The sequence below is a fragment of the Ancylomarina sp. genome (assembly GCF_041555295.1).
Lineage (GTDB): Bacteria > Bacteroidota > Bacteroidia > Bacteroidales > Marinifilaceae > Ancylomarina.
The window spans coordinates 1-24,676 of the sequence record NZ_JBFFKR010000030.1; the positions used below are offsets into that span (position 1 = coordinate 1).

Genomic DNA, 24,676 nt, shown 5'->3' on the forward strand with positions numbered 1-24,676 from the left:
ACGTCTGATTTTAAGACAACTTGATTGCCAACTACAGCAATGATCTTATCAATCGAATTATCCTGTGCTTGACTCGTTGTAAAAACGATAGCCAATAAGGCTAATGACGTGCAGACTTTAAAAATAATGTTGCGCATATGTGATAGATTAGTAAATTTTGAATTTGTTTTTTGATTCGGCATCTCTAAAGATACTTTCCTCCATGTTTTTAATAAACTGTATTTTTCTCTTATTGATAATAATTTTTCGGATATCCTGATCTACGAACGAAAGTGGAGCAATCTCCTTTTTCAATTTATAATCTTGAATATTTATCAAATAATGGAATGTACTATCCTCTGCTTCGAAGTACTTATTTCTTCTTAGAAAAATTTCTTCGTTTTTTACCTTTATGGGTGTTTGACTAAGCAAATTTTGAGAATAAATCCATTGCTCGCTAAAATTATCAAATTTTGTGGCATTTTGAAAGCAGTAGTCCTCTAATTTATCCCAATCTTCATTTTTCTTCAATTTATAGATCTGTTTGATCTTCTTAGCTTGTGGTACAGGTTTGGGGATTTTAATATAAACAGCCTTGACAATATTACGGTTTAATAGGAAATTGCCTGGGTAATCACGGTAGTATTTATCAATTTCGGCGTGTGAAACGATAGTATCGAGCTTTTGCTCGATTAAATGCTGCTGGTACTTATGAATGATCAGTGAAGAACGGTAATCTTCGACCATTTCTTCCACATCCTGATCTTCGTTTGTCAGGTTGAGTTCAGCTCTTGATACAAGAAGTTGTTTTTTTATCCATTGGTGGATGTAATTTTGAGCAATTATTATGCTGTCCTCTTTTGAGCTGTTATTGGGAATAAGTTCTCTTATTTTATTTAGATACAAGTAAGAATCATCAACTTTTGCTACCGTAGGATTATCAAGGGTGTTATTTGAGTTACATGATATAAATCCTAGAAGAATTATTAGTAAGATGATATTTCTTGTCATAGTTAGGTTTTAATAAGTTTTAACTCAAATATTATTGGCAATCAGTGAAAAGACCAATTGCCGATTATAATGTTAATCTCCGAGAAGATTATCTACTGTAATTAGGAGCTTCACGTGTAATTGCTACATCGTGTGGATGACTTTCGGCCATACCAGAAGCTGTGATTTTTACAAATTTAGCATTGTGGAGAGCTTCAATATTAGCAGATCCACAATAGCCCATTCCAGCACGTAAACCACCAAGTAATTGATAGATTACTTCATAAAGTGTTCCTTTATAAGGTACACGTCCTACGATTCCTTCTGGAACTAATTTTTTAATATCATCTTCATCACTCTGAAAATAACGATCTTTTGAACCTTTTTCCATAGCTTCGATTGATCCCATTCCACGGTAAGCTTTGAATTTACGACCATTAAAAATGATTGTTTCTCCTGGAGATTCTTCAACACCAGCAAGTAATGAACCTGCCATAATTGAATTTGCACCAGCAGCAAGAGCTTTTACGATATCACCCGAATAACGTAGACCCCCATCAGCAATTACCGGAACACCAGTGCCTTCTAAAGCCTTGCTAACTTCGTAGATTGCTGATAACTGTGGTACACCCACACCAGCAATAACACGAGTAGTACAAATTGATCCTGGACCAATACCAACTTTTACACCATCAGCACCAGCTTTTACAAGCATTAAAGCCGCTTCAGGTGTTGCGATATTACCAACAATAAATTGCATGTCAGGATACTGCTTCTTTGCTTTTTTCAATAAGTCAACTACTCCTTTAGAGTGACCGTGAGCTGTATCAATAATAATAGCGTCTGCACTAGCTTTTACTAAAGCGTCAACTCTATCAAGTGTATCACCTGCAATACCTACTGCAGCAGCAACTCTCAAACGACCTTTTTCATCTTTACAAGCTAAAGGCTTATCTTTTGCCTTCGTAATATCTTTGTAAGTAATCAAACCGATAAGCTTATTATCTGAGTCGAGAACTGGCAATTTTTCAATTTTGTGTTTTTGAAGAATGGCAGCAGCCTGATCAAGGTCAGTACCTGCATTAGTCGTTACGATGTTCTCAAAAGTCATGACTTCAGAAATGGCTTTGTTCATCTGTAACTCAAAACGTAAATCTCTATTAGTTACAATTCCAAGAAGAACTTTGTTCTCATCAATAACAGGAATACCACCAATTTTGTACTCTTTCATAAGCGCAATAGCATCTTTTACCACTTTGTTTGGGGCAATGGTAATAGGATCATAAATCATTCCGTTTTCGGCTCTCTTAACCGTTATAACCTGTTTGGCTTGAGCAGCGATGCTCATGTTTTTGTGAATAACTCCAATTCCTCCTTCACGGGCAATAGAAATTGCTAGAGCCGATTCTGTTACGGTATCCATTGCTGCTGAAACAATTGGGGTGTTTAGCGTAATGGTGCGTGAGAATTGAGTTTTTAGACTTACGTCTTTAGGCAAGACTTCAGAAAAAGCTGGCACTAAAAGTACGTCGTCAAATGTTAATCCATCAGAAACAATTTTATCAGATACGAATGACATTATGCAATAATTTTAGATTTAAATTGCATGCGAAATTACAAAAAAATAGTGTGATAAGTCTTGTCCAATAATCTAAAAAAGTGTTAATTGATTTTAGATGCTTAGTTTTGTATGAAAAGAACGTGATATTTGGACATGTTTATTGAAGTTTTAATGTGTATATTAAATTCCTGAAATGTCTGTTTCCCTTTTGTAATAGTGAGTTTTGGTGTTTCTGATAAGGATGTCTTTAGAAATTTTGAGTTAAATGAGTGCATACCACAAAGTATTAAAAAAATATTGGGGTTACGATGAATTTCGTCCTTTACAAGAGGATATTATCCAATCTGTAGTTAAAGGTTGTGATACTTTGGGCCTAATGCCAACAGGAGGAGGGAAGTCTTTGACTTTTCAGGTGCCCACTCTTGCCATGGATGGACTTTGTCTCGTGGTATCTCCTTTGGTTGCTTTAATGAAGGATCAGGTTTTTAACCTTAAAGAAAAAGGCATTAAGGCTGAATTGATCTATTCTGGTTTGACGCGAGATGAGATTGAAGTGATTTTGAACAAATGTCTTTATGGCAATAATAAATTCCTATACATATCGCCTGAGAGAATAAGTACAGCAATTTTTCAAGAAAAGCTTTTAAGCATGAAAGTGTGTTTGATTGCTATAGATGAATCTCATTGTATTTCGCAATGGGGCTATGATTTTCGCCCATCATATTTAAAAATCATCCACCTACGAGAACTTTTGCCTGAAGTGCCTGTCTTAGCACTTACGGCTACGGCAACACCCGAGGTTGTTGATGATATTCAAGATCGATTAGGTTTTGCTAAGAAAAATGTTTTCAGAAAAAGTTTCGAGCGTTCCAACCTGTCTTATTTAGTGAGGCATGTTGAAGATAAAAACCGTTATCTGTTAAAAATTCTTAGAAAGCAGAAGGGTAGTTCAGTTGTTTATGTGAGGAGTAGGAAGAAATGTAAGGAGATCGCTGAGTTCCTTAAACTAAATCAGGTTAAAGCTGAGTTTTATCATGCTGGTCTTGATAATGCTTTAAAGGATATGAGGCAGGAGAGGTGGAGAGATGGGAAAGTTCAAGTCATTGTTGCTACCAACGCTTTTGGAATGGGGATTGACAAATCTGATGTTCGAACAGTCGTTCATCTCGATTTGCCTGATACACTTGAAGCATATTTCCAGGAAGCGGGTCGAGCAGGTCGTGATGGGAAAAGAGCTTATGCTGTGATGCTTTATTCTAATCCAGATAAAGTACAGTTGCTAAAAAGAATAAAAACCTCGTATCCAGAGATTGATACCGTAAAGAGAGTTTATCAGGCAGTGGGTAATTTCCTGCAAATTGCTGAAGGTGCTGGTAGAGATGCTGTCTTTGATTTTAACTTGGCACTTTTCTGTCAGAAATTTAAATTTAATGTTCTGCATGCTTTCAATAGTCTTAAAATATTGCAGAGAGCCGGATATCTGGAAATAACGGATGATTTAGAGCATTCGACAAAATTACATTTTGCGATTAATCGAGACGATTTATATCGATATCAGTTGGAGAATAAACAACAAGATGATTTTATAAAACTGCTTCTTAGGACTTATACGGGCTTGTTTACCGATTTTGTGCCTGTAAATTTAGATTCCCTGGCTTACAGAAAGAAAATTAATGTGAAAATTTTGATAGACAATTTGAAAGATTTGTCTCAGCATGGCATTATAAAATATATTCCAAGGAAGAAAACGCCATTCATTATATACACACAAGAACGATTACCCGTGCAGTATCTTAAATTTACTAAGGAAGTTTATCAGAATAGAAAAGAAAGGTTTGAAGATAAAATTAATTCTGTGTTATCTTATGCAGAATCTACAGAGACTTGCCGATCTAAATTATTGTTGGAATATTTTGGTCAATTGAATGCGCCAGTATGCGGTGAGTGCGATGTTTGTAAGGAAAAGGATGATGATATTGAAAACAAAATGTATCAGCTAATTCAGTCAGAAGTAAAGAAAACGTTGGCTAAAGAAGAAAGTTCAGTCTATGAATTGGTAGAGGCAAGCCAATATCCAGAAAAGAAACTTTTAGAGGTTATTCGTATCATGATGGACAATGATGAGCTTAAAACTTCACGAGATGATAAGATTCGATTAGCTTGAATCCGTGAGAATTGTATCCAGATCAATCATTATTGTCAAAATCTTATTAATTTTGCATGATTACACTAGAATTTGAGAAATGGAAGAGAATTTTGAACATCAGGTTTACGATAAGAATACCATAGAATTTGTGACTGTTGCCAATGAGTTTTGTATACTCTTGGAATCGAGCAGTAAGATTTCTAAAATGGATTTTATTGATCGTTCGCAAAAACTATTACCCCTATTATATCTAAAGGCGAGTTTATTACCAAAAGTAGAGAATGAGTTTGACGAAGAGATAGAGAAGTTTGTAGGAGAAGGCGATTGGGAGTATATTAGAACTGCTGTGATTGAAAAAATGGGAGCTAATGACGAATACCTTGAAGTCTTTGATGATGGTATGCGCGATAGCGATGAGCCCATTGTTGCCTCTATTTCTGAAAATTTTGCTGATATTTATCAAGATCTAAAGGACTTTTTAACTTCATACCGTATCGCAAGTGTTGATATCATGAACGATGCCCTTTGGGATTTGAATAATAATTTCTACCAACATTGGGGACAATCGATTGTCAGTTCGTTGAGAGCGATTCATTATTTATTGGCACATCCGGAAAAAATGGAAGATGATTTGAATGATCAAGCATCATCCTCCGTAGATCGATTAGATATGAGTCAGTCAATATTCTCTCAGCGTCAGCAGCAGTGGGGAAATGAAGAAGAATAGCTATTAATTAGCAATAAAACGACCAGCCTGCAGATGATCAGCGGACAATGAAAAATATAAAGAATGATCAGTTTTCAGAAGACTATAACAAAAGAAGAAATCAATGACCTCCCTTTAGAAGCTTTCGAAGGTGAAATAGTGATAATTGATAGTGATGAAGGCTTAAAAGAAGCAGTTGAGTATTTGAAGCAATTTCCAGTCCTGGGATTCGATACAGAGACCAAGCCCTCTTTTACAAAAGGAAATGTTAATTCTGTGGCTTTATTACAATTATCAAGTTTTGAGAAAAGTTTTTTGTTTCGGTTGAATAGGATAGGGCTACCTTTTTCTATTATCGATTTGTTAAACGATCCTGAAATTATAAAAGTAGGTGCAGCCATTAAGGATGATATCAAAGGTTTACAAGATATCACTGATTTTGATGGTAACTCATTTTTAGAACTTCAGCAATATGTGTCTAGTTTCGGAATAGAGAATTATTCGTTAAAAAAACTAGCGGCTATCGTTTTAAAAATTAGAATTTCGAAACGCCAGCAAGTTTCAAACTGGGAAGCAGTGGAATTGAGCGTTGGACAATTGCGATATGCAGCAACTGACGCATGGGTTTCATTAGAGATTTACAATGCTCTAAAAGCCAGTATTGCTAGATAATTTCATTTGGCTTTCCATATTAAGAATTAAAATAACATGGACTTTAGCTTTTGCTTGAGTCAATTACAAATAAGAATTTTCATGATTAGTTATCCCAAAGTTGTATTAAAGAAAGATAAAGAAAACGCGATTAAACGTTTTCACCCTTGGATTTTTTCTGGGGCTGTTGCTCGTGTTGACGAAGGTTTAGAAGAAGGGGATTTGGTATCGGTTTACAGTGATAATGATGAATTTTTAGCACTAGGACATATTGCTATTGGTTCTATTGTTGTTCGTATTTTAAGTTTCGAGCCTGTTGAGATAAATAAAGACTTTTGGGTTGAAAGATTAGCTTCGGCTTGTTGCGTTCGTCGTGAAATAGGTTTGTTAGGTATTGAGAATAATAATGTGTGTCGTTTGGTACATGGTGAAGGTGACAATTTACCCGGTTTAATTGTCGACTTTTATGCAGGTACTGCTGTCATTCAAGCTCACTCGGTGGGTATGCACTTGCATCGCACTGAAATAGCTGAAGCCTTAAAAGAAGTTTTGGGAGATGAGTTGATTGCTGTTTACGATAAATCAGAAGGGACTATTCCTTTCAAATCGGGAATAGAACCAACTAACGAATACTTATTGGGCGAAACTAAGGATTTCACAGCTGTCGAGAATGGCTTGAAATTTAAGGTGGATTGGTTAGAAGGACAGAAAACAGGTTTCTTTATCGATCAACGTGAAAACAGATCTTTATTGGAGCGTTATTCAAAAGGACGTTCAGTATTGAATATGTTCTGTTACACAGGTGGCTTCTCATTTTATGCTATGCGAGGTGGAGCAAATTTGGTTCACTCGGTTGATAGTTCAGTAAGAGCTATTGAGATAACTAATGAAAATGTTGAATTGAACTTTCCTGGTGATAAGAGACATGAGGCATTTGCTACAGATGCTTTTAAATATTTGGATGATTCTGATCAGAAATATGATTTAATTGTTTTAGATCCTCCTGCATTTGCAAAGCACAAGAACGTTTTGTCAAATGCGCTTAAAGGTTACAAGCGATTAAATTTGAAAGGTTTTCAAGCCATTAAAAAAGGAGGAATCATGTTTACTTTCTCTTGTTCGCAAGCTGTGAGTAAAGAGGAATTCAGAAAAGCTGTTTTTGTTGCTGCAGCTAATGCTGGACGTCGTGTTCGAATTCTTCACCAATTGAATCAGCCAGCCGATCACCCAGTCAATATTTTCCATCCTGAAGGAGATTACCTAAAGGGATTAGTATTGTATGTGGAGTAAGCAAGTAAGACATTCTAGTTTGGGTTGTAAATAGCCCAAACTTAATTGTATAAGGAAGAGAAGAGTTGGATGAATCTATCTTATGATGCGTTTCAATTCTTTTTTGTATCTTCGGATAGGTCTTTAAAAGTGGTTAAAGCAAACTGACAGACGACTATTGAGACACCAATTTGGTATTATATTGTGAGATGGGTTCTGTAAGTCATGGAAGCTGTAAAATTGAAGAAAACTCAATCTCATGTTTCATATTATTCATATAATAATTATTCAGAAAACTTGAAATTTTCAGAACTTGACTTTTGTCCCGACATCATGGAAGGCCTTGATGCTATGGGCTTCGAAACACCTTCTCCTGTTCAGGAGTTGGCCATACCACAAATTATGGATAATAAGGATTTAATCGTTTGTGCACAAACAGGTACGGGTAAAACTGCGGCCTATTTATTGCCAATAATGGATAAAATCCAAAAACATAAAATTGAAGGATTCAGTACTTTAATATTGGTTCCTACTCGTGAATTAGCTTTGCAGATTGATCAACAAATGCAGGGTTTTGCTTATTTCCTTTCAATTTCATCCCTTTCAGTTTATGGCGGTGGTGACTCTGGGGTTTGGGATCAGCAAAAAAAGGGTTTGATGACTGGAGCTGATGTGATTATTGCGACTCCAGGTCGCTTGATTTCCCACTTGAATTTAGGTTATGTGAATACCAAACAGGTTAAGCACTTGATTCTTGATGAGGCAGATAGAATGCTCGATATGGGATTCTACGAGGATTTAATGCAAATTGTAAATCACCTACCCAAGCAGCGCCAAAACCTGATGTTCTCAGCAACAATGCCCGAGCAGATGAGAAAATTGGCCAGTAGTATCATGGTTAACCCTGAGAGTATAAATATAGCTATTTCGAAACCAGCCGAAGGCGTTTTGCAAGCTGCTTATATGCTTTATGATACTCAAAAAATTCCTTTGATCGGGATCTTACTCAAAGATAAAGACGTGAAATCGGTTATTATCTTTTCTTCAACTAAGTTGAATGTTAAGGCGATGACAAAAGAGTTAAAACGTCAGAAATTTGCAGTTGAAGGCATTCATTCTGATTTGGAACAAAACGAACGCGAAGAGGTACTTAGAGGCTTCAGAAACAAAAAATATCAAATTTTAGTTGCTACAGATATTATAGCCCGAGGGATTGATATCGATTCAATCGATTTGGTAATTAATTTCGATGTCCCTAGAGATGCTGAGGATTATGTGCATAGAGTTGGACGTACTGCTCGTGCTGCTTCTGAAGGAGTTGCTTTGACCTTTATTACCGAAAAAGATCAGATGGATTTTAAGAGTATTGAAGATTTGATTGAAAAAGAGATCTTCAAAATTCCTGTTCCTTCTGAATTAGGTGAAGCCCCTGTTTATAACCCGAAATCGAGAAGAAAAGGGCCTAAGAAAATCTTCAAAAAGCGTCCGTTTAAGAAGAAATAGGTATAATGAACTAAAATCTAATTACTCATATCTCATTACTATGAAGACTCTCTCTGAAAACTACGACATTGCTATTGTTGGAGCCGGTATAAGTGGACTTACAATGGCATTTAGAATTGCCCAAACGGGTAAAAAAGTATTGTTGTTAGAAGCTAATGAGAAGGCAGGAGGTTGTTTGAATACCCTCTATGGTGATGATGATTTTTGGGTAGAGATGGGAGCTCATACATTTTATTCGAGTTACACCAATGTGATTGATCTAATTCAGTCAATAGGTTTGGAAGCTGATATTGTAGCTCGAGAAAAATTAAGCATGAAGCTTTTTACCAATAAGCATGAGAAGATATTTGCTCCTTTGTCGAAATTGGAATTATTGGCCAATGTGCCAAAATTATTCGTATCCAAACGCGATGGCAAAACGGTAAAGGAGTATTTCTCAAATGTACTTGGTAAGAAAAATTATAATAAGGTTTTTACTCGCATGTTTTCTGCAGTAATTGTCCAGAATGCCGATGATTTCTCTGCTGAATATTTTCTGAAAAGCAGAAAAACAAAAAGTAAAAGTCATCCTAAAAGCTTTATCCTTAAAAAAGGAATGTCGTCTATAGCTGAAGCTATTTTAGCACATGAAAATATTGATATTGCTTATAATAAAAGAGTAAGTTCACTTGAAAAGGCCGTTGGATTCTCAATCCATACTGAAGATGGAAGTTCGTACCAGTCTACAGATTTAGCATTTGCATCTTCGCCTAAACAGGTTTCAAATCTGGTAAATGGAATGAATCCTGAACTGGCTGATTTGTTGTGTGAATTTCCTATCCAGAATCTGGAATCAACTGCTCTTATATTAGAAAAAGATAAGCCAGGCATTGAACCCGTAACTTTTGTGATTCCTCTTCAGGGAGCTTGTTATTCAATGGTAACTCGTGATGTGTTGGTTGACGAAAAATACAGAGGATTTGCTTGCCATTTTCAGCAGGATGATGCCTCCAATGGGGAGCAATCAGCTACAATGGCTAGGCTTTTATCACTAGATGAAATACCTCAAACTCAAAAAGCGAACCATACCCTTCCGCTGATAAAAGTAGGACATAAGGAACGTATGGCTGCCATAATTTCACAAGCACAAAAAACAGGTGTTTATATCACTGGTAACTTCTTTAATGGACTCTCATTGGAAGATTGTGTTGAACGTTCATCCCAAGAAGCACAGCGATATTTATCTAATCAGTAATAAGTCACAATCGAATTTGATGTGATGATTGCTGAAGGAACACACATGTAGGCAGAAGCAATGCAAATGTAAGCTGAAGGAACACACATGTAGGTAGAAGGAATACAAATGTAAGCTGAAGGAACACACATGTAGGCGGAAGGAATACAAATGTAAGCTCGAAAAATGCATTTGTAGGCCGGTAAAATACAAATGTAAGCGGAAGCAATAGCCGCGTAGATCGAAGCAATGCAAAACCATTGAGTTCTATAAAATATATAACAACAGAAATGAATTATATCAATAGTATAGCCAAGAGCTTGGGAATCCAAGCCTCTCAAGTTAAAAACACTGTAGAATTACTTGATGAAGGAGCAACAATGCCTTTTATCGCTCGTTATAGAAAGGAACGAACGGGTAGTTTAGATGAGGTGCAGATTGGGGATATTAAAGATGAACTTACTCGACTAAAGGAGTTAGATAAACGTCGGGAAAGCATTACCGATGCCATTGAAAAACAGGACAAGCTTACAGATGAATTACGTACTAAACTGAATGCTTGTACTCAACTCAATCAGTTAGAAGATTTATATTTGCCCTATAAACTTAAGCGTAAAACCAGAGCTGTAAAAGCTCGAGAAAAAGGCTTAGAACCTTTGGCAAAGATTTTAATGTCCCAAAACGAAAAAGATCCTGAATCAAAAGCTTCTCAATTCTTGAATGATGAAGTTGCTGATGAGGAAGAAGCTTTACAGGGAGCTAGAGATATTATTGCAGAATGGATTAATGAAAATGAACTTGCTCGAAGTTCAGTTCGTAATATTTTTCAGCGCAAGGCAACTATTCGTTGTAAGCTTGTAAAAGGTAAAGAAGAAGAAGGTATTAAGTTTAAGGACTATTTCGATTCAGAGGAGCCTCTTAAAAATTCAGCTTCTCACCGATTGCTCGCCATGCGTCGTGGCGAGGCAGAAGGTATACTTCGAGTTGGTATTGCTCCAGAAGAGGATGAAGTTTTGGAGAAGCTGAATCGGATTTTTGTGAAAGGTCAGACTTCATCTTCAAAGCAGGTTGAATTAGCAGGAAAAGATGCCTACAAGCGTCTGTTAAATCCTTCAATTGAAACTGAGTTTGCCAAAAGTTCAAAAGAAGCTGCCGATACAGAAGCGATTCGTGTATTTGCCGAGAACTTAAGACAATTGTTATTGTCGTCTCCTTTAGGACAAAAGCGTGTTTTGGCTATTGATCCAGGCTTTAGATCGGGTTGTAAGGTTGTTTGCTTAGATGCTCAAGGCAATTTATTACATAACGAAACCATTTACCCACATGCTCCCCAGAACCAGGGAAATATGGCAGCTCGTAAGCTGACCAATATGGTTGAAACTTATAATATTCAAGCTATTGCTATTGGGAATGGAACGGCAGGTCGTGAGACTGAGCATTTTGTGACCAATCTACATTACGATAGAAAAGTACAGGTTTTTGTGGTGAGTGAAGCAGGGGCATCCATTTATTCAGCCTCTAAAGTTGCACGAGAAGAGTTTCCGGAATATGATGTGACTGTTCGTGGTGCAGTTTCCATTGGTCGTCGACTGATGGATCCTTTAGCAGAGTTGGTGAAAATTGAACCAAAATCGATAGGGGTGGGGCAGTATCAACACGACGTAGATCAGAATTTATTGCATCAAAGTCTCGATCAGGTTGTGGAATCTTGTGTCAATAAGGTTGGAGTCAACTTGAATACAGCAAGTAAACATTTACTAACCTATGTGTCAGGTTTAGGACCTCAGTTGGCTCAAAACATTGTTGACTACCGCTCTGAATTAGGTGCTTTTTCATCTCGTAAGGAGTTGATGAAAGTTAAGAGAATGGGCGCAAAGGCTTTTGAACAATGTGCAGGTTTCCTACGTATTCAGAATGCTAAGAATCCATTGGATAATTCGGCCGTGCATCCCGAAGCTTATGGCATTGTTAAAGAAATGGCGAAAGATCAGAAATGCTCAGTTGAGGATTTGATTAACGATAAAGAAATTCGTTCGAAGATAAACTTGAATGATTATGTGACATCTGAAGTGGGTTTGCCTACTTTGAAGGATATTATGGAAGAACTTGAAAAGCCAGGGCGTGATCCACGTCAGGTGATTAAAGTTTTTCAATTTAAAGATGGAATATATAAAATTGAACAATTGGAATTGGGTATGGAGTTACCAGGTATTGTAACCAATATCACTAACTTTGGGGCATTCGTAGATGTGGGAGTTAAGCAAGATGGGTTGGTTCATATTTCTCAATTGGCTAACCGTTTTGTGTCGAACCCAGCAGATGTGGTTCAGTTGCATCAGCATGTTAATGTGAAAATTACTGAGGTTGATGTGGCTCGAAAAAGAATTCAACTATCTATGAAAGATGTTGAGCAATAGAGTTTAGATATAAAAAGAAGTGTAAACTTATAAATACATTTAATTATGGATTTTAACGATCAGGAAGTTATTATTGAATGTCCAAAGTGCCAGGGAGAAATTGTAGTTAATATTTTAGAAATTACGAATCATCATACCGTTGTTTGTCCTGAGTGTGGGGCAAAAAATGATTTATCGGCTAATGATCCTTCTGCAAAATTGGGTATTCCAAAAACTTATATGCCATTCGAAGGTTTAGGTGATTACATTGAAGAAGTGGAGAGTAAAAGAAAGAAAAAATAAGGGTTTGATCATTGTGTCATTGATCATCAAAAAGAGCTATAAACAAAGAGCCTGTTCCATTGGAACAGGCTCTTTTAGCGATTGAGTATTAGCGTCGATTAACATCTCCACCGCTAGAGGTATTTACGTCAACCTTAGTTGGGTTGCCATAATAACTTACATCGCCACCAGAGCTTGCTGAGGCGTCAATTTCTTCAGTAGCATTTACGGTTACATCAGCACCACTAGATGCTTTTGCCTTACAGATTTTTGCTGTCAATTCATGAGCATCTAAATCGCTACCACTGCTTGCCTTTGCATAAAAGTAGTTTGCTGTTCCCCATAAATCGGCATCAGCACCAGAGCTAACAGAACACGAAAGTTTGTCAGCATGGATGTCTAATTTTGCATCTGCTCCAGAACTTACTTCAATATCTAAATCTTTAACTTTGATTATTGATTTTGTTTCGAAATCGCAACCACTTGAGATGTGAATTTCATTGACATCGACCAAAGTAATATATACCGACATTGCCTTAGCTCTGCGAATACGATCTTCAACCTTTACGACTAATTTGCCTCCACGAACTTCGGTGATAATATTATCCTGAAGGTTTTCGTCAGTTTCAACAGTTACGGCTTCTTTGTCACCTTGTACCACATAAATATCAAGGCCAGTACCAGCTGAAATCGCTGTGAAATGACCAACCTCTCTATCTTGCTTTACTAAATTCCCATTACCCTTTTCGCCTGAGAATTGTGCGTTTATACATGATGTTGTTCCTAATACAAGTACGATTAAGAATAAACTAATTTTGTTAATTTGTTTCATATTATTTAAGTGTTTGTTGTGTGAAAATGTTAATCTGTGTATATGACGCTAAGTAGGTACGAAAAGTTACAGTTTTAATAGTTTTTAAACTTAATCTCAAAAACTATGTTAGTTTTATCTGAGATTTGTGGAATGCGAATTTGAAAAATAAATTTCAAAAAAGTTAAATAAAATTGTCACAAATGGTGATTGCTTACGACTAAGTATTAAAAGCAGTTTATTGGAGACCTTCGAAAAAATATACAATGATAATTATGAGGCTATGTTTCGTGTCGCACGAAAAATGGTTTACGATGGTGATGTTGTATCTGATATAGTACAAGAGGTATTTATTTACTTTTTCGATAAGGTAAATCGAGGCGAAAAAGTGCGTTACCCAAAAAGTTGGCTTTATAGAGCGACATATAATAAGTGTATTGACTACTGGAGAGAGAAGAAGCGATTTGAAACTATCGATTTGATTGAGGCAAGTAGAATTGAAGATGAAGACAATGATAATTCAGCTGCAAAAGCTGCTCTTAATCTAGCCCTGGATAGATTGAAGCCTGATGAACGTTTCCTTGTTGTCTTATATAGCGAAGGACTATCCTACAAGGAAATGGCTGAAGTCACTGAAATTAAAATCACTTCAGTGGGTAAAACACTATCTAGAATATTAAAGAAAATAGAGATCGAATTAAAATGTCAATGTGATGAGCTGTATAACTAATGAATTAATTCAAAAGTATATTGATGGGGAAACAAATTTGGAAGAACGTGTTTTCGTAAAGGATCATCTGACTAATTGTGAGTCTTGCGAAAGTAAGCTTATCGCACATCGAAAAAGGGCCATTGATATTAAAAATGCATTGAATTCATTAACCGAAAATACCATCGGAATTCCTCCGATGATTCTCCCTCTTCAGGTAAACAAGAGACGTCTTGTTTTGAAAAGGAGATTGATTTATGCTTTGTCAGCTGCTTGTGTTCTTTTATTCTGTATCATAATTTTCCCGACTAATAGGGATTTGAAACAAAATGAAATAAGCATGTTGCAGAGTTTTGATGAGGATTACGATGCCAATTTACCTATTAGCCAACAAAAGATGATTATCAATGTGGTTGATCCTACAGGTAAAGTGACTGAATTTTATGTAGAGTGAAATTCAAGAGAAAACTAACCATTTGTTCAATTTAAAAATAACAAAATGAGAAAATTTGTATTTACTATACTACTTTCTGGAATTATAATGTCTGTGTCAGCACAGAACCTTATTGATATTTATAAAAAAGGACCTGTTAAATTAATTCCTGATACCGAATACGCTCAGAATAACAATTGGAATCAGGTTTTTGAAACCTATTACGATACCATTTATAATACCCCAATGGGCAATAGAAAATCGCTTAAACTATTACCTGATGGTTCAGTAGTTGTAAACCATCAATACCGAAATTACTACAGTAAATTTTCAGATGATGGGAAATTTATCAAAGAGTTTGGAATTAAAAATAGTAATGGGAAACAATTTAAACGTATTGATCCAATTGAAGGAGTGATTAATAATAATCTATTCACCAAATTAGATAATATGGGGAATATGGTATGTTGTGATTTTAATGGGAAATACATTAAAACCCTTAAGCTTGATTATGCTGCTAAGCAGATGATTCCTATAAGTGATACAAAAATTGCAGTCTCAGGCTGGGTAATTTGGAAAGATCAGTTTAGAGATTTTGTTTCTATAGTTGATTATGAAACTAATGAAGAGAATGTAATATGGGAGCACTTTACCGATAGATCTTGTGCTAAAGGGTATACCACCATGTTTCAATACAGCTATACATTTAAGGAAAGAGGCATGTTTTCTATTAATACAATGCCATTGACGAATGATAAAGGTTTAACATCTCATCCAAAGATTGCTGTTTCTGGGAAGGAATTAGTTATTGCTATCCCTGATACAGGTGAGGTCATGGTTTATGATTTCGATGGTAAGCTAAAATCAAAAGATAAGATAGGCTGGGCTCGTAATTATGTATCAGTACCAGAGCAAAAAGAGATACAACAGAGGGCTATCGATAGATATAAGAGCATTAAAAATCCAAGCTTTGCCAGCTGGGTTTCTCCGCAAGAGAATAAGCTGGCTTTAGACAAAGTAATCGGGGAAATGGAAGAAGATTTTAAGAATATTTCTAAGCCTTTGCCAGTGCCTGTATTTTCAAATATAATAAAGGATTCTGATGGTAATCTGTTATTTTTTGAATTCCCGAAAGAGGTAAATGCTAATAAATTTAATGTTTGGATTTATAAAGAGGATGGTAAGTTCGTCAGTCAAAGCAGTTTTGTTTGTGATGGCTATGATCTACAAATAACACCTTCGAAAATGGTATTTCGGGATGGTTATATTTATGCCTTACAGACTTTGAAAAAAGCATCAGGCGTTCCACTTCGTTTGGTTCGATTTAAGTTGACAAATTAGGAATAAGAAAGACCAGCAGAAGCTGGTCTTTTCCATTATTAGGCGTTAAAGGTTAATATCTTTCCAGTGAGATTTTGTCCTGTTTAAATTGAGGCTGTAATTATTACGACACATTACTTAATACGTTTAGTATAATAGCATAAAGAATGGGGCGTAAGTTTTTATCGTTTCATTTTTTTTTGTTTTTCTATTGACTTTGTTGTCTTTAGAAGTTTTCTATGTTTATCTTTGCAGAAGCTCTTATAAAACTACAATTATGCTACCTAAATTTTTATTAGCGGATAATTCGCAAGAATTACCAGACACTTTGTTTATCATTCACACAAAGGACCCTCGTTGTATCATCGAATGTGATGTTGAGGATTTTAATTCAAGTCAAACTGTTTACTGGCTTGATGAAGAACCTAAAGAGAAGGAACTTATTGAGGATGTTATGGACGAGGCCGAAACTTTCTACAATGATGAGTTAGAAAGTCAAGAAGACTTGTATGACGAAGAGTTTGAAGATTAATTCAATCGTTTTTTTCCGCCGATAATCTGACACAAATCATTTTGAATGGTAATAATGTGTGAGATTTTCGGTGAATTAATGTGTTTATTTTATGAAGAAAAAGTTACAACGATCATCGAATAAAATGATTGCTGGCGTTTGTGCTGGTATCGCTGAATATCTGGGTTTAGATGTTACAGTTGTTCGTGTGGCTTATGTTTTGCTTTCTATTTTTAGTGCAGGTTTCCCAGGCCTGATTGTTTATTTGATATTAATGTTCGTAATGCCCGATTATTACGAAGTCATGTAGACTATTGTTTTACTTTATACAACATGAGTGAACTCTTGCTGATGTATTCATATTTCCTTTACTATTAGTGTTTTATTATACCATTAAAGCGGTTGGATATTTAGCTGTTTTAAAAAATATCGTATTTTTTAAGCTTCTATTATTTTGGATGGATTTTTATTCTATTTTTGCATCGATTTTGAGAAAAGGAAATATTTTCTAAACCTTGTCAATCAAGCGTTTTATCTGATATTTATCATGTTTCCTTTTGCTTTAATCAGACCAGCTTTAAACAACAAACACCAGAACGAATGAGAATTTTTAGAAGTTTGCTATTGTTATCAATGGCAGTCTTATTGACTTTCAGTGCGCAAGCTAGTAATGAATCAAAAAAAAAGGATGTATCACTAAGCGTTGATGTGGTAAGCCGACATGTATGGCGTGCACGTTTTTCGGGGAACGCACCTTGTATTGAACCAACATTGAATTTCCAGACAGGAAAATTCTCTTATGGCGTTTGGGGATCATATGCTCTTGATGAGTCTTATCAGGAGGTTGATTTCTATGTGAGCTATAACACAGCTTTGTTTCAGTTTAGCCTTTACGATTTTTATTGTCCTAATGTGGATTTTGAAGATTCAAAATTCTTTGATTTTGATAGCGATAAAAGTGTTCACTTTTTTGATGCTGTAGCAAAATATAAAGGATGTGAAAAGTTTCCAATCTCAATAATGACCTCTGTGCTGTTTTATGGTGAATATGATCGAGATGCCGATAACGATCAGCGCTACTCAACCTATGTAGAATTAGGATATTCTAACTTTATTGGAGGTAAGAAAGTTGCCTGGGCATTAGGAATGACACCTGCAAAAGGCTTTTATGCTGATAAAATGAATGTTGTTAATATGGGAATGACTGTCTACGATCAAATTAAATTTAGCGAGCAATATGCTTTACCAGTACGAGCTGGAATTAGTCTAAACCCGGTAAGTGAACGCTTGTTGTTTAGTCTTGCTTTTACTCTGTAAGTAAATCGAATATAAGATATTTGAAAGCCCTATCGATTCACGTCAATAGGGCTTTCTATTATTTAATACTTTTTTGCTGAATACTTAAGTTGGTTTTTGAATGTAGAGCTTATTTGTTTTATTTTTTGAATCTTATGAAAGCAGAGTAAACCATAGATACTCCAAACTAAAAAGATGATAAGATCGAAGTGAGCCCAGAATTCAAGATTATACAAAAAACAAACACCACCGAGTACTGCTAATGCACCTATTAAAATATGTATGAGGTAAATGCTCTTTGAAGTTATTTCTTTTTCAAGATCAGAATTGATTGAATTAGGGAGTAGCGTTTCATAATCTTTCACATGATTTAGAACTTGTTTAAGATATGCTTTGTGTTTTTTAAGAGTCATATATTTTCCATACCCATATATTCTTAACAGAAACATAAGGGTACATAAATAGAATAGTCCAGACTTGATCCATCTCTCACTAAATATAGATATCTGCACAGAGCTTAGAAGAGCGATTATAATTCCAAATATCAAAAAGAAGATTGAAATGTAATACATAAATGTAACGCCGAGTTTTTGTTGCTCAATTTGTGAGAAGTATATGGGAGTGTCTTTCTCAATCAACTTGATTCTATTCTCTAAGACCTTGGCAAGTGTCATTGTTATCTTGTATTTAATTTATAAAAGGTTAACTAATTTATAAATTAAATATGCTTTACACAAGTGAATATTATGTTTTTTTTTATAATTAACTGATAATTATTTTTCGTAAAAATGCATATCCTTGATATATTGATATGCTGGAGATGGCAAGAAGAATGGTATTTCTTTTTTTTCTTTGATTGCCTGACGAATAAAACTAGAAGAAACTTCCATTAATGGAGCTGGAACAATATGAATTGTGCCTGGTAAATTGATATCTTCATCTTTAAAACCAGGGCGAGGATAGACGTAAAGTTCGTGATTCTGTAATAGTAACTCGTAATTCTTCCACTTGGTAAAACTATTCAGGTTGTCAGAACCAACAATTAGAGCAAATTGATGCTTGTCATGCTTTTCTCTTAGGTAGCTAAGCGTATCAATAGTAAAAGAAGGTTGTGGTAAGCCAAATTCAATATTTGAAGCTTTAAACTGAGGATAAGCTTCAATTGATAATTTAACAAGCTCAAATCGGTGATAATCGGCCAAAAGGCTTGCCTTATTTTTTAATGGATTATGAGGACTTACAATAAACCAAATCTCTTCCAAATCGGTATATTCAGCCATGAAATTAGCAATAGCCAGGTGTCCAATATGAATAGGGTTAAATGATCCGAAGTAAAGTCCAATTTTCATAGTCTATCTAATGTGTGCTGTTAGGTGTAAAAAACCGTGATATATGAACGCTACATAAATCACGGTTTAATATTATTTTAGAAATTTAGTCAAAGTTTCTTCTGCTTCGTTTAATGCATCTTCCAATTTATCATTAATAATAATAGTATCGAAACGCTTAGCATAACTTAGCTCATATATAAATTTATCAACTCGATTTCTAATAACCTCTTCACTTTCAGTGGAACGACCTCTCAATCTATTTTCGAGTTCTTCAACCGAAGGAGGTTGAATGAAAACAGCTAAAGCTTTGTCTTCGTAATACTTTTTGATATTAAGTCCACCAACCACGTCAACGTCGAAAATTACATTGTTTCCATTTGAGGTTATACGCTCAACTTCGCTTTTAAGTGTGCCGTAAAAACAGCCTTTATAAACTTCTTCCCATTCTAAAAAATCCCCTTTATTAATTCTATTTTGGAAATCTTCAGTACTTAAGAAATGATAATCTTTACCATCAACTTCGTTTGGTCTCATTGGACGGTTAGTTGCCGAAATGGAGAACTCTAGTTTGAAATCTTTTGTCAGTAGGTACTTAACGATAGTCGTTTTTCCAGCTCCACTTGGAGCCGAAAATATAAGGAGTTTGCCAGACATTTTTTTGATATGAAAATCCCGAAATGAATCGGGATATGAATATTCGAAATTGCTTGATAGTTTGTTTGAAATACTGATTAAAGCACGTTCAATAATTGCTCTTTAATCTTCTCTAATTCGTCTTTCATTTGAATGACAATTTTCTGAAGATTAGTATCATTTGCTTTTGAACCCAGAGTGTTTATTTCACGACCAATTTCTTGTGCAATAAAACCTAATTTTTTACCTATAGGTTCATTGATTTGAGCCGTTTCGATGAAATATTTACAGTGATTAGCAAGACGTACTTTCTCCTCAGTAACATCAAATTTCTCAAGATAATAGATCATTTCTTGCTCAAAACGATTTTTATCGATGTGCTGTTTCTCAACGAATTCGTTTAGATTATCATTAATCCTTGTTTTGATTGTGTTGATTCTGTCTTCTTCGAATTGAGGAACTTGTGCTAGTAAGTTTTCAATATTGTAGATTCTCGAAAAGATATCTTCTTCAAGAGCAGTTCCTTCCTGAGTTCTAAACTTGATAAGTTCAGCAATAGCTTCTTGAGCACCTTTATGAATTAACTCCCATTCGTTTTCATCAAAAGCTTGGTATTCAACTTTTAATGTGTCAGGTAGTTTGATAATAGTACTCAATAAAGGCTCATTATCAATAGAAATGTTTAATTTCTTAGATAAATCTTGAAGTTGACGATAGTATGCCTCAACAATGGGTTGATTGATTTTTGTCTCTTTTTCAGCACCAACACTTTCAATAAAGATTGAAAGTTCAACCTTACCTCGCTCTAGCTGTTTTTTGATATCATTACGAAGTACCAAGTCTTTTTCCTTATACAGGTTTGGAATTCGTGTGAAGATATCTAGCTGTTTGCTGTTAAGGGATTTTATTTCGATGGAAACCTTTTTGTTTTCCAATTCAATAGTGGCTTTTCCGAAGCCCGTCATTGATATTAACATAGTAGCGAAAGTTGATTTTTGCAAAGGTAAGCCTTTGAGTGCGATTTGCAAATTGACGGTGAGCTAAGTTATTAAAACCGAGTCTTTGTCAATGATTATTATTGATATTATTGCATTGTGACTGCTTTTGTCTTCCATTTTCCAGTTCGATAATAAACATACGAAAAGCTCATTCCAATAACCCAGCCCATTGGAATTGACCACCAAATGCCATCAGCTCCAATTTTACCTGATAAGAAATATGCTGCAGGAATTCTAATAATCCATAGCGAAAACAAGGTGATAAACATAGGGATGAGTGTATCACCAGCCCCACGCAAAACGCCATGTATGGTAAACATAGATGAAAAAATCAGGTAGAATGAACTAACTATGATCAGATAGTTTTGCCCGATTTCAATAACTTTTGGATCGCTTGTAAACAGTCTCATTAAATCACTTCCAAATATCACAATCAGGGCTGTCATAGCCAGGCAGAAAATATTAGACATGATAAAGGTAGCCTTGAAGCCTTTTTTTACACGGTCAATTTTGTTTGCGCCTAGGTTTTGTCCCACAAAAGCTGAAACAGCTTGCGAAAAGTTCATGGCTGGCATCATGGCTAGAGAATCAATACGACCTGCAGCTGTATAAGCCGCGATGACATCGGTACCAAACCCATTTACAATACCGAGCAGAGCCATCATCCCCATAGCAACAAAAGTATGCTGCATACCCGAAGGTAATCCAATTCTTAAACTTTTGTAAAATAAAACTTTATCGAACTTAAGTTTAGATAAAGCGAATTTCATGATTTTATGATTGCTATTCAGATAGAGAAGAGCAGCTATAAAGGCAATTCCTTGAGCTAAAACAGTGGCCCAGGCAGCACCAGCAATTCCCCATTTAAACACCATTACGAAAAGTAAATCGAAAACAATATTTAAGATGGACGCTAATATTAGAAAGTAAAGTGGTGTTCTGGAATCTCCCAGACCACGAAGTACCGAACTAGTACCATTAAATCCAAAGAAGAGAATCATTCCTGCCATGTAGATATTCAGGTAGGTGGTCGCTTGGGGTATAAGTTCCTCTGGTAGTTGAAGCAATCTGAATAAATTCTCGCTAAAAACGATGCCTAGTATTGATATTAGGAAGCCAGCAACAAACAAAAAGATGTACATGGTATCAATCGATCGTTTTACACGATCGATATCCTTAGCACCATAGAACTGTGATATGACAATTGTAAAGCCAGAACCAATTCCTATCAATAAGGCAATTAGAGTAAATATGATTGGAAATGAGGCTCCTACAGAGGCTAGAGCCTCTTTGCCAAGAACTTTACCTACAATGATACTATCAACAATGTTGTAAAGTTGTTGAAATACATTGCCCAAAAGCATGGGTAGCGTAAAGTTGAATATATGGCGAGCTACGTTTCCAGTAGTGAAATCTTTCATTGGAAAATTATTGGGTTACAAAGCTCCCATTTTAATTCGGAATCTCAAAATCTGGCTCAATAAATTTAGAATTGATTTAATTAAGTGGTTTAGATTTTGCTAAATCTTACGTTGAATAACTGGAGGTATAGGTTTCAATTTTTTAGTTGATAGAGGATATGTCTTCTATTTATCAATACCTTAAAGTGGTTGATTTTGTGCATATGAAAAGCTTATTGTAATTTATTTGATAGTCATCCAAGTAATATTACAATTTTTAATAATGATATCTGAATGGTTCACATGTAAATAAGGGTGATCCATTTTTATTTTTGGTGATCAGTTGTTTTTTCTTTATCTTTTTTTAGGTAAGAAGTATGAAGTGTTTTGAGAATGATTTTTCTTTTATTTTCATAAAGTCTAAAACTGTATAGTCTGATAATATTTTAATGTTGAAATAAGTGATTAAAAGTTAAGTTTACTTTAATGCTTAATTATGTGTTTAGTTTGAATTATAGAATTACATTCTTCTTCAAGATCGTTCTCCTTTCTTAGAGTTTTGAATTGTAAATAAAACCTTGCTTATCTCAGGTTTATTATAATTGTTATTTCTCACAACAGAAGTTTTAGTCATAGAAAAACAGGTCTTTCACAAGAAGTGTGTTTTAAATCAGATATTGGTAAAAGCTAGTGTTGGAATACATATACATCAATATCGCGAATTGTATTAACACTGTATTAAGGCCAAATCTAACGAAAGTATTCTTGGAACTTATGGCGAAAATATCACATTTGATTTTTTTGTTTGTATCTCTTTAGGATGTCCATTTTACGTCATTTTAACATTCAGTTTTTGTTACAATGAAGACATAAGCGAAAATACACCTTATTCATTTCTCAAGAAATAGTCTTTTTGTTCTCACTGGATATTAAACTTGGTTAGACTTGCATGTGAGTGCAAATTAGTTTGTTGACATGCTCAATTCTAGTTGAAGTAAAATATGATAGCTTATTCCTCTATAATGGATGTTTATTATCAAACCACTCACTATTTTCTTTAGTCAGATACGGAACGATATCATCCTGAAAATATCACTTCATTTTTAAGTGATATTCTATTTTTAGTAGAAATGAAATTTAATATTCATTTATTTATGGCTGCAATTTTATTTTCCAGATTTGATGTGAGGAATTTAATCAAGTATCAACTAAAGACGCCATTTCTACTGTTGACGATTTTTTTGTTTGCAGGGTATGTAAATCAAATTTTTGCGAAAGATGCTCTGATTAGAGAGAGAGGAACCGATCCGATTTGTTACTTCGAATCAACTTCTCTGGATGTTACTATTGGAACTAATGCAGAACCATATAATATTATTTATTCTGATGGAATAAATTCTGTTGAAAAGGAAAATTATGAAAGTAGTACAGATAAAGGTTCATCTTACGGAGGAAATCTTATTTCAATATCACCAACAATAACTCCAGTCTACTCATCTAAAAGTATATCTAATAATTCAGGTACCATCACTGCAGATGATGATGCAATCGTCTCAATAAACGATGCTACGATAGTCAAGGGTGGCACTTTTAGTTTTGACTTAAACTTGGATTTCGGTGTTTTAGCTGATGTTGTAGTTGATGTTATTTTAGCTAATACAACAACCGAGGCAGGTGATTTTACAGTAAGGACTCAGCAGACCACTGCAGCAGTAAGTATCGCAGATATCAGTGGCGCGGAAAACGGTGGAGACATTACTGTAACTGCAACACTAAATTTTGAAGTTGTAGATGGATTTACAGTTGATGTTAATACATCGGATGGAACTGCAACACTAGCTAGTGATTACACGGCCATATCAGGTCATACCTTAACTTTTGCAGGAACAGCCGGAGAGACACAAACGTTCACCCTGACTCCAACAGCCGATGCAATTTTTGAAACGGATGAGACCGTTTCAATAAGTATGAATAATCTGTTAGGAACAGCATTAGTGATAGATATTACCGATGGAGCCACAGTAACCATTGATAATGATGATGCAGCAGCAGTAAGTATCGCAGATATCAGTGGCGCAGAAAATGGTGGAGCCATTACAGTAACTGCAACACTAGATAATGCCGTACAAGGAGGTTTTACGGTAGATGTAACAAGTGCTGATGGGACCGCAACGACAGCCGATAGTGATTATATGGCCATATCAGGTCATACCTTAACTTTTGCAGGAACAGCTGGAGAGACACAAACGTTCACCCTGACTCCGACAGGAGATACTAAGTTAGAGGCCAATGAGACTGTAACCATTACTCAAGGCAACTTACTTGCAACAACACTTGCAGTAGATATTACCGATGGAGCCACAGTAACCATTGATAATGATGATGCGGCAGCAGTAAGTATCGCAGATATCAGTGGTGCAGAAAATGGTGGAGCCATTACAGTAACTGCAACACTAGATAATGCCGTACAAGGAGGTTTTACGGTAGATGTAACAAGTGCTGATGGGACCGCAACGACAGCCGATAGTGATTATATGG

Annotated in this window: 22 protein-coding genes; 15 read left to right on the forward strand and 7 right to left on the reverse strand. The window is 35.4% G+C overall.

Annotated elements, in window-relative coordinates; genetic code table 11:
* Positions 1–147 precede the first annotated feature (147 nt).
* Together ABY905_RS04330 and guaB are read right to left on the reverse strand one after the other, a co-directional pair.
* On the reverse strand, positions 148–990 hold the full coding sequence (locus ABY905_RS04330; protein WP_372640922.1) for a hypothetical protein: 843 nt from the start codon (positions 988–990) through the stop codon (positions 148–150).
* Positions 991–1,078: 88 nt separating this feature from the next.
* The gene (gene guaB / locus ABY905_RS04335) at positions 1,079–2,548 is read right to left on the reverse strand and encodes an IMP dehydrogenase (protein ID WP_372640924.1); all 1,470 of its coding nucleotides are present in this window, start codon (positions 2,546–2,548) and stop codon (positions 1,079–1,081) included.
* Between the two features lie 247 nt (positions 2,549–2,795).
* On the opposite strand from guaB, the gene ABY905_RS04340 reads away from it, so the two are divergent.
* The 8 genes from ABY905_RS04340 to ABY905_RS04375 all read left to right on the forward strand — a co-directional run bounded on the left by ABY905_RS04340 (position 2,796) and on the right by ABY905_RS04375 (position 12,717).
* Positions 2,796–4,694, forward strand: a complete 1,899-nt coding sequence (locus ABY905_RS04340; RefSeq protein WP_372640926.1) for an ATP-dependent DNA helicase RecQ — start codon at positions 2,796–2,798, stop codon at positions 4,692–4,694.
* A 79-nt stretch (positions 4,695–4,773) separates the two neighbouring features.
* A complete protein-coding gene (locus ABY905_RS04345) occupies positions 4,774–5,403 on the forward strand; it encodes a DUF5063 domain-containing protein (protein ID WP_372640928.1) in 630 nt (209 codons plus the stop codon).
* Between the two features lie 63 nt (positions 5,404–5,466).
* On the forward strand, positions 5,467–6,054 hold the full coding sequence (locus ABY905_RS04350) for a 3'-5' exonuclease (RefSeq protein WP_372640930.1): 588 nt from the start codon (positions 5,467–5,469) through the stop codon (positions 6,052–6,054).
* Positions 6,055–6,135: 81 nt separating this feature from the next.
* A complete protein-coding gene (locus tag ABY905_RS04355) occupies positions 6,136–7,323 on the forward strand; it encodes a class I SAM-dependent rRNA methyltransferase (protein WP_372640932.1) in 1,188 nt (395 codons plus the stop codon).
* A 204-nt stretch (positions 7,324–7,527) separates the two neighbouring features.
* Positions 7,528–8,805: a DEAD/DEAH box helicase gene (locus tag ABY905_RS04360; RefSeq protein ID WP_372640934.1), complete on the forward strand. Its 1,278-nt coding sequence runs from the start codon at positions 7,528–7,530 to the stop codon at positions 8,803–8,805.
* 40 nt (positions 8,806–8,845) lie between these two features.
* Positions 8,846–10,039 carry an NAD(P)/FAD-dependent oxidoreductase gene (locus tag ABY905_RS04365; protein WP_372640936.1) on the forward strand — a complete coding sequence of 398 codons (1,194 nt, stop codon included), beginning with the start codon at positions 8,846–8,848 and terminating at the stop codon, positions 10,037–10,039.
* A gap of 269 nt (positions 10,040–10,308) precedes the next feature.
* Entirely contained in the window at positions 10,309–12,435 is a 2,127-nt protein-coding gene (locus tag ABY905_RS04370) for a Tex family protein (RefSeq protein WP_372640938.1), read from the forward strand.
* 45 nt (positions 12,436–12,480) lie between these two features.
* The gene (locus tag ABY905_RS04375; protein WP_372640940.1) at positions 12,481–12,717 is read left to right on the forward strand and encodes a hypothetical protein; all 237 of its coding nucleotides are present in this window, start codon (positions 12,481–12,483) and stop codon (positions 12,715–12,717) included.
* Positions 12,718–12,805: 88 nt separating this feature from the next.
* Here the strand turns inward: ABY905_RS04375 and ABY905_RS04380 are convergent, their stop codons facing one another.
* Positions 12,806–13,528, reverse strand: a complete 723-nt coding sequence (locus ABY905_RS04380; RefSeq protein WP_372640942.1) for a head GIN domain-containing protein — start codon at positions 13,526–13,528, stop codon at positions 12,806–12,808.
* 220 nt (positions 13,529–13,748) lie between these two features.
* Between ABY905_RS04380 and ABY905_RS04385 the strand changes: the two genes are divergently transcribed.
* The 6 genes from ABY905_RS04385 (at position 13,749) to ABY905_RS04410 (ending at position 17,797) form a co-directional block, all read left to right on the forward strand.
* Complete coding sequence (locus tag ABY905_RS04385; RefSeq protein WP_372640944.1) at positions 13,749–14,237, forward strand: RNA polymerase sigma factor; 489 nt, start codon at positions 13,749–13,751, stop codon at positions 14,235–14,237.
* On the forward strand, positions 14,221–14,670 hold the full coding sequence (locus ABY905_RS04390; RefSeq protein WP_372640946.1) for an anti-sigma factor: 450 nt from the start codon (positions 14,221–14,223) through the stop codon (positions 14,668–14,670). The genes ABY905_RS04385 and ABY905_RS04390 overlap by 17 nt, the downstream gene beginning before the upstream one ends.
* A 45-nt stretch (positions 14,671–14,715) precedes the next feature.
* Positions 14,716–15,990 carry a hypothetical protein gene (locus tag ABY905_RS04395; protein ID WP_372640948.1) on the forward strand — a complete coding sequence of 425 codons (1,275 nt, stop codon included), beginning with the start codon at positions 14,716–14,718 and terminating at the stop codon, positions 15,988–15,990.
* Positions 15,991–16,246: 256 nt separating this feature from the next.
* Positions 16,247–16,501 (forward strand): hypothetical protein, encoded by a 255-nt coding sequence (locus ABY905_RS04400; protein WP_372640950.1) that lies wholly within the window; start codon positions 16,247–16,249, stop codon positions 16,499–16,501.
* Positions 16,502–16,592: 91 nt separating this feature from the next.
* Positions 16,593–16,790 carry a PspC domain-containing protein gene (locus ABY905_RS04405; RefSeq protein WP_372640952.1) on the forward strand — a complete coding sequence of 66 codons (198 nt, stop codon included), beginning with the start codon at positions 16,593–16,595 and terminating at the stop codon, positions 16,788–16,790.
* A gap of 290 nt (positions 16,791–17,080) precedes the next feature.
* Positions 17,081–17,797: a hypothetical protein gene (locus ABY905_RS04410; RefSeq protein ID WP_372640954.1), complete on the forward strand. Its 717-nt coding sequence runs from the start codon at positions 17,081–17,083 to the stop codon at positions 17,795–17,797.
* Positions 17,798–18,549: 752 nt separating this feature from the next.
* Here ABY905_RS04410 and nadD read toward each other — a convergent pair.
* The 4 genes from nadD to ABY905_RS04430 all read right to left on the reverse strand — a co-directional run bounded on the left by nadD (position 18,550) and on the right by ABY905_RS04430 (position 22,159).
* On the reverse strand, positions 18,550–19,125 hold the full coding sequence (nadD, locus tag ABY905_RS04415) for a nicotinate (nicotinamide) nucleotide adenylyltransferase (protein WP_372640956.1): 576 nt from the start codon (positions 19,123–19,125) through the stop codon (positions 18,550–18,552).
* Positions 19,126–19,197: 72 nt separating this feature from the next.
* On the reverse strand, positions 19,198–19,761 hold the full coding sequence (gmk, locus tag ABY905_RS04420; protein WP_372640958.1) for a guanylate kinase: 564 nt from the start codon (positions 19,759–19,761) through the stop codon (positions 19,198–19,200).
* 77 nt (positions 19,762–19,838) lie between these two features.
* Positions 19,839–20,717: a YicC/YloC family endoribonuclease gene (locus ABY905_RS04425; RefSeq protein ID WP_372640960.1), complete on the reverse strand. Its 879-nt coding sequence runs from the start codon at positions 20,715–20,717 to the stop codon at positions 19,839–19,841.
* A 107-nt stretch (positions 20,718–20,824) separates the two neighbouring features.
* A complete protein-coding gene (locus tag ABY905_RS04430; RefSeq protein ID WP_372640962.1) occupies positions 20,825–22,159 on the reverse strand; it encodes an MATE family efflux transporter in 1,335 nt (444 codons plus the stop codon).
* Positions 22,160–23,292: 1,133 nt separating this feature from the next.
* Here ABY905_RS04430 and ABY905_RS04435 point away from each other — a divergent pair.
* Positions 23,293–24,676, forward strand: a 1,384-nt coding sequence (locus tag ABY905_RS04435) for a Calx-beta domain-containing protein (protein WP_372640964.1), incomplete at its 3' end; no start/stop codon positions are given.

Bases quoted from the DNA above. Each gene is read 5' to 3' on its own strand.
- ABY905_RS04330 (WP_372640922.1), bottom strand. From the start codon at position 990: ATGACAAGAAATATCATCTTACTAATAATTCTTCTAGGATTTATATCA.
- guaB (WP_372640924.1), bottom strand. From the start codon at position 2,548: ATGTCATTCGTATCTGATAAAATTGTTTCTGATGGATTAACATTTGAC.
- ABY905_RS04340 (WP_372640926.1), top strand. From the start codon at position 2,796: ATGAGTGCATACCACAAAGTATTAAAAAAATATTGGGGTTACGATGAA.
- ABY905_RS04345 (WP_372640928.1), top strand. From the start codon at position 4,774: ATGGAAGAGAATTTTGAACATCAGGTTTACGATAAGAATACCATAGAA.
- ABY905_RS04350 (WP_372640930.1), top strand. From the start codon at position 5,467: ATGATCAGTTTTCAGAAGACTATAACAAAAGAAGAAATCAATGACCTC.
- ABY905_RS04355 (WP_372640932.1), top strand. From the start codon at position 6,136: ATGATTAGTTATCCCAAAGTTGTATTAAAGAAAGATAAAGAAAACGCG.
- ABY905_RS04360 (WP_372640934.1), top strand. From the start codon at position 7,528: ATGGAAGCTGTAAAATTGAAGAAAACTCAATCTCATGTTTCATATTAT.
- ABY905_RS04365 (WP_372640936.1), top strand. From the start codon at position 8,846: ATGAAGACTCTCTCTGAAAACTACGACATTGCTATTGTTGGAGCCGGT.
- ABY905_RS04370 (WP_372640938.1), top strand. From the start codon at position 10,309: ATGAATTATATCAATAGTATAGCCAAGAGCTTGGGAATCCAAGCCTCT.
- ABY905_RS04375 (WP_372640940.1), top strand. From the start codon at position 12,481: ATGGATTTTAACGATCAGGAAGTTATTATTGAATGTCCAAAGTGCCAG.
- ABY905_RS04380 (WP_372640942.1), bottom strand. From the start codon at position 13,528: ATGAAACAAATTAACAAAATTAGTTTATTCTTAATCGTACTTGTATTA.
- ABY905_RS04390 (WP_372640946.1), top strand. From the start codon at position 14,221: ATGAGCTGTATAACTAATGAATTAATTCAAAAGTATATTGATGGGGAA.
- ABY905_RS04395 (WP_372640948.1), top strand. From the start codon at position 14,716: ATGAGAAAATTTGTATTTACTATACTACTTTCTGGAATTATAATGTCT.
- ABY905_RS04400 (WP_372640950.1), top strand. From the start codon at position 16,247: ATGCTACCTAAATTTTTATTAGCGGATAATTCGCAAGAATTACCAGAC.
- ABY905_RS04405 (WP_372640952.1), top strand. From the start codon at position 16,593: ATGAAGAAAAAGTTACAACGATCATCGAATAAAATGATTGCTGGCGTT.
- ABY905_RS04410 (WP_372640954.1), top strand. From the start codon at position 17,081: ATGAGAATTTTTAGAAGTTTGCTATTGTTATCAATGGCAGTCTTATTG.
- nadD (WP_372640956.1), bottom strand. From the start codon at position 19,125: ATGAAAATTGGACTTTACTTCGGATCATTTAACCCTATTCATATTGGA.
- gmk (WP_372640958.1), bottom strand. From the start codon at position 19,761: ATGTCTGGCAAACTCCTTATATTTTCGGCTCCAAGTGGAGCTGGAAAA.
- ABY905_RS04425 (WP_372640960.1), bottom strand. From the start codon at position 20,717: ATGTTAATATCAATGACGGGCTTCGGAAAAGCCACTATTGAATTGGAA.
- ABY905_RS04430 (WP_372640962.1), bottom strand. From the start codon at position 22,159: ATGAAAGATTTCACTACTGGAAACGTAGCTCGCCATATATTCAACTTT.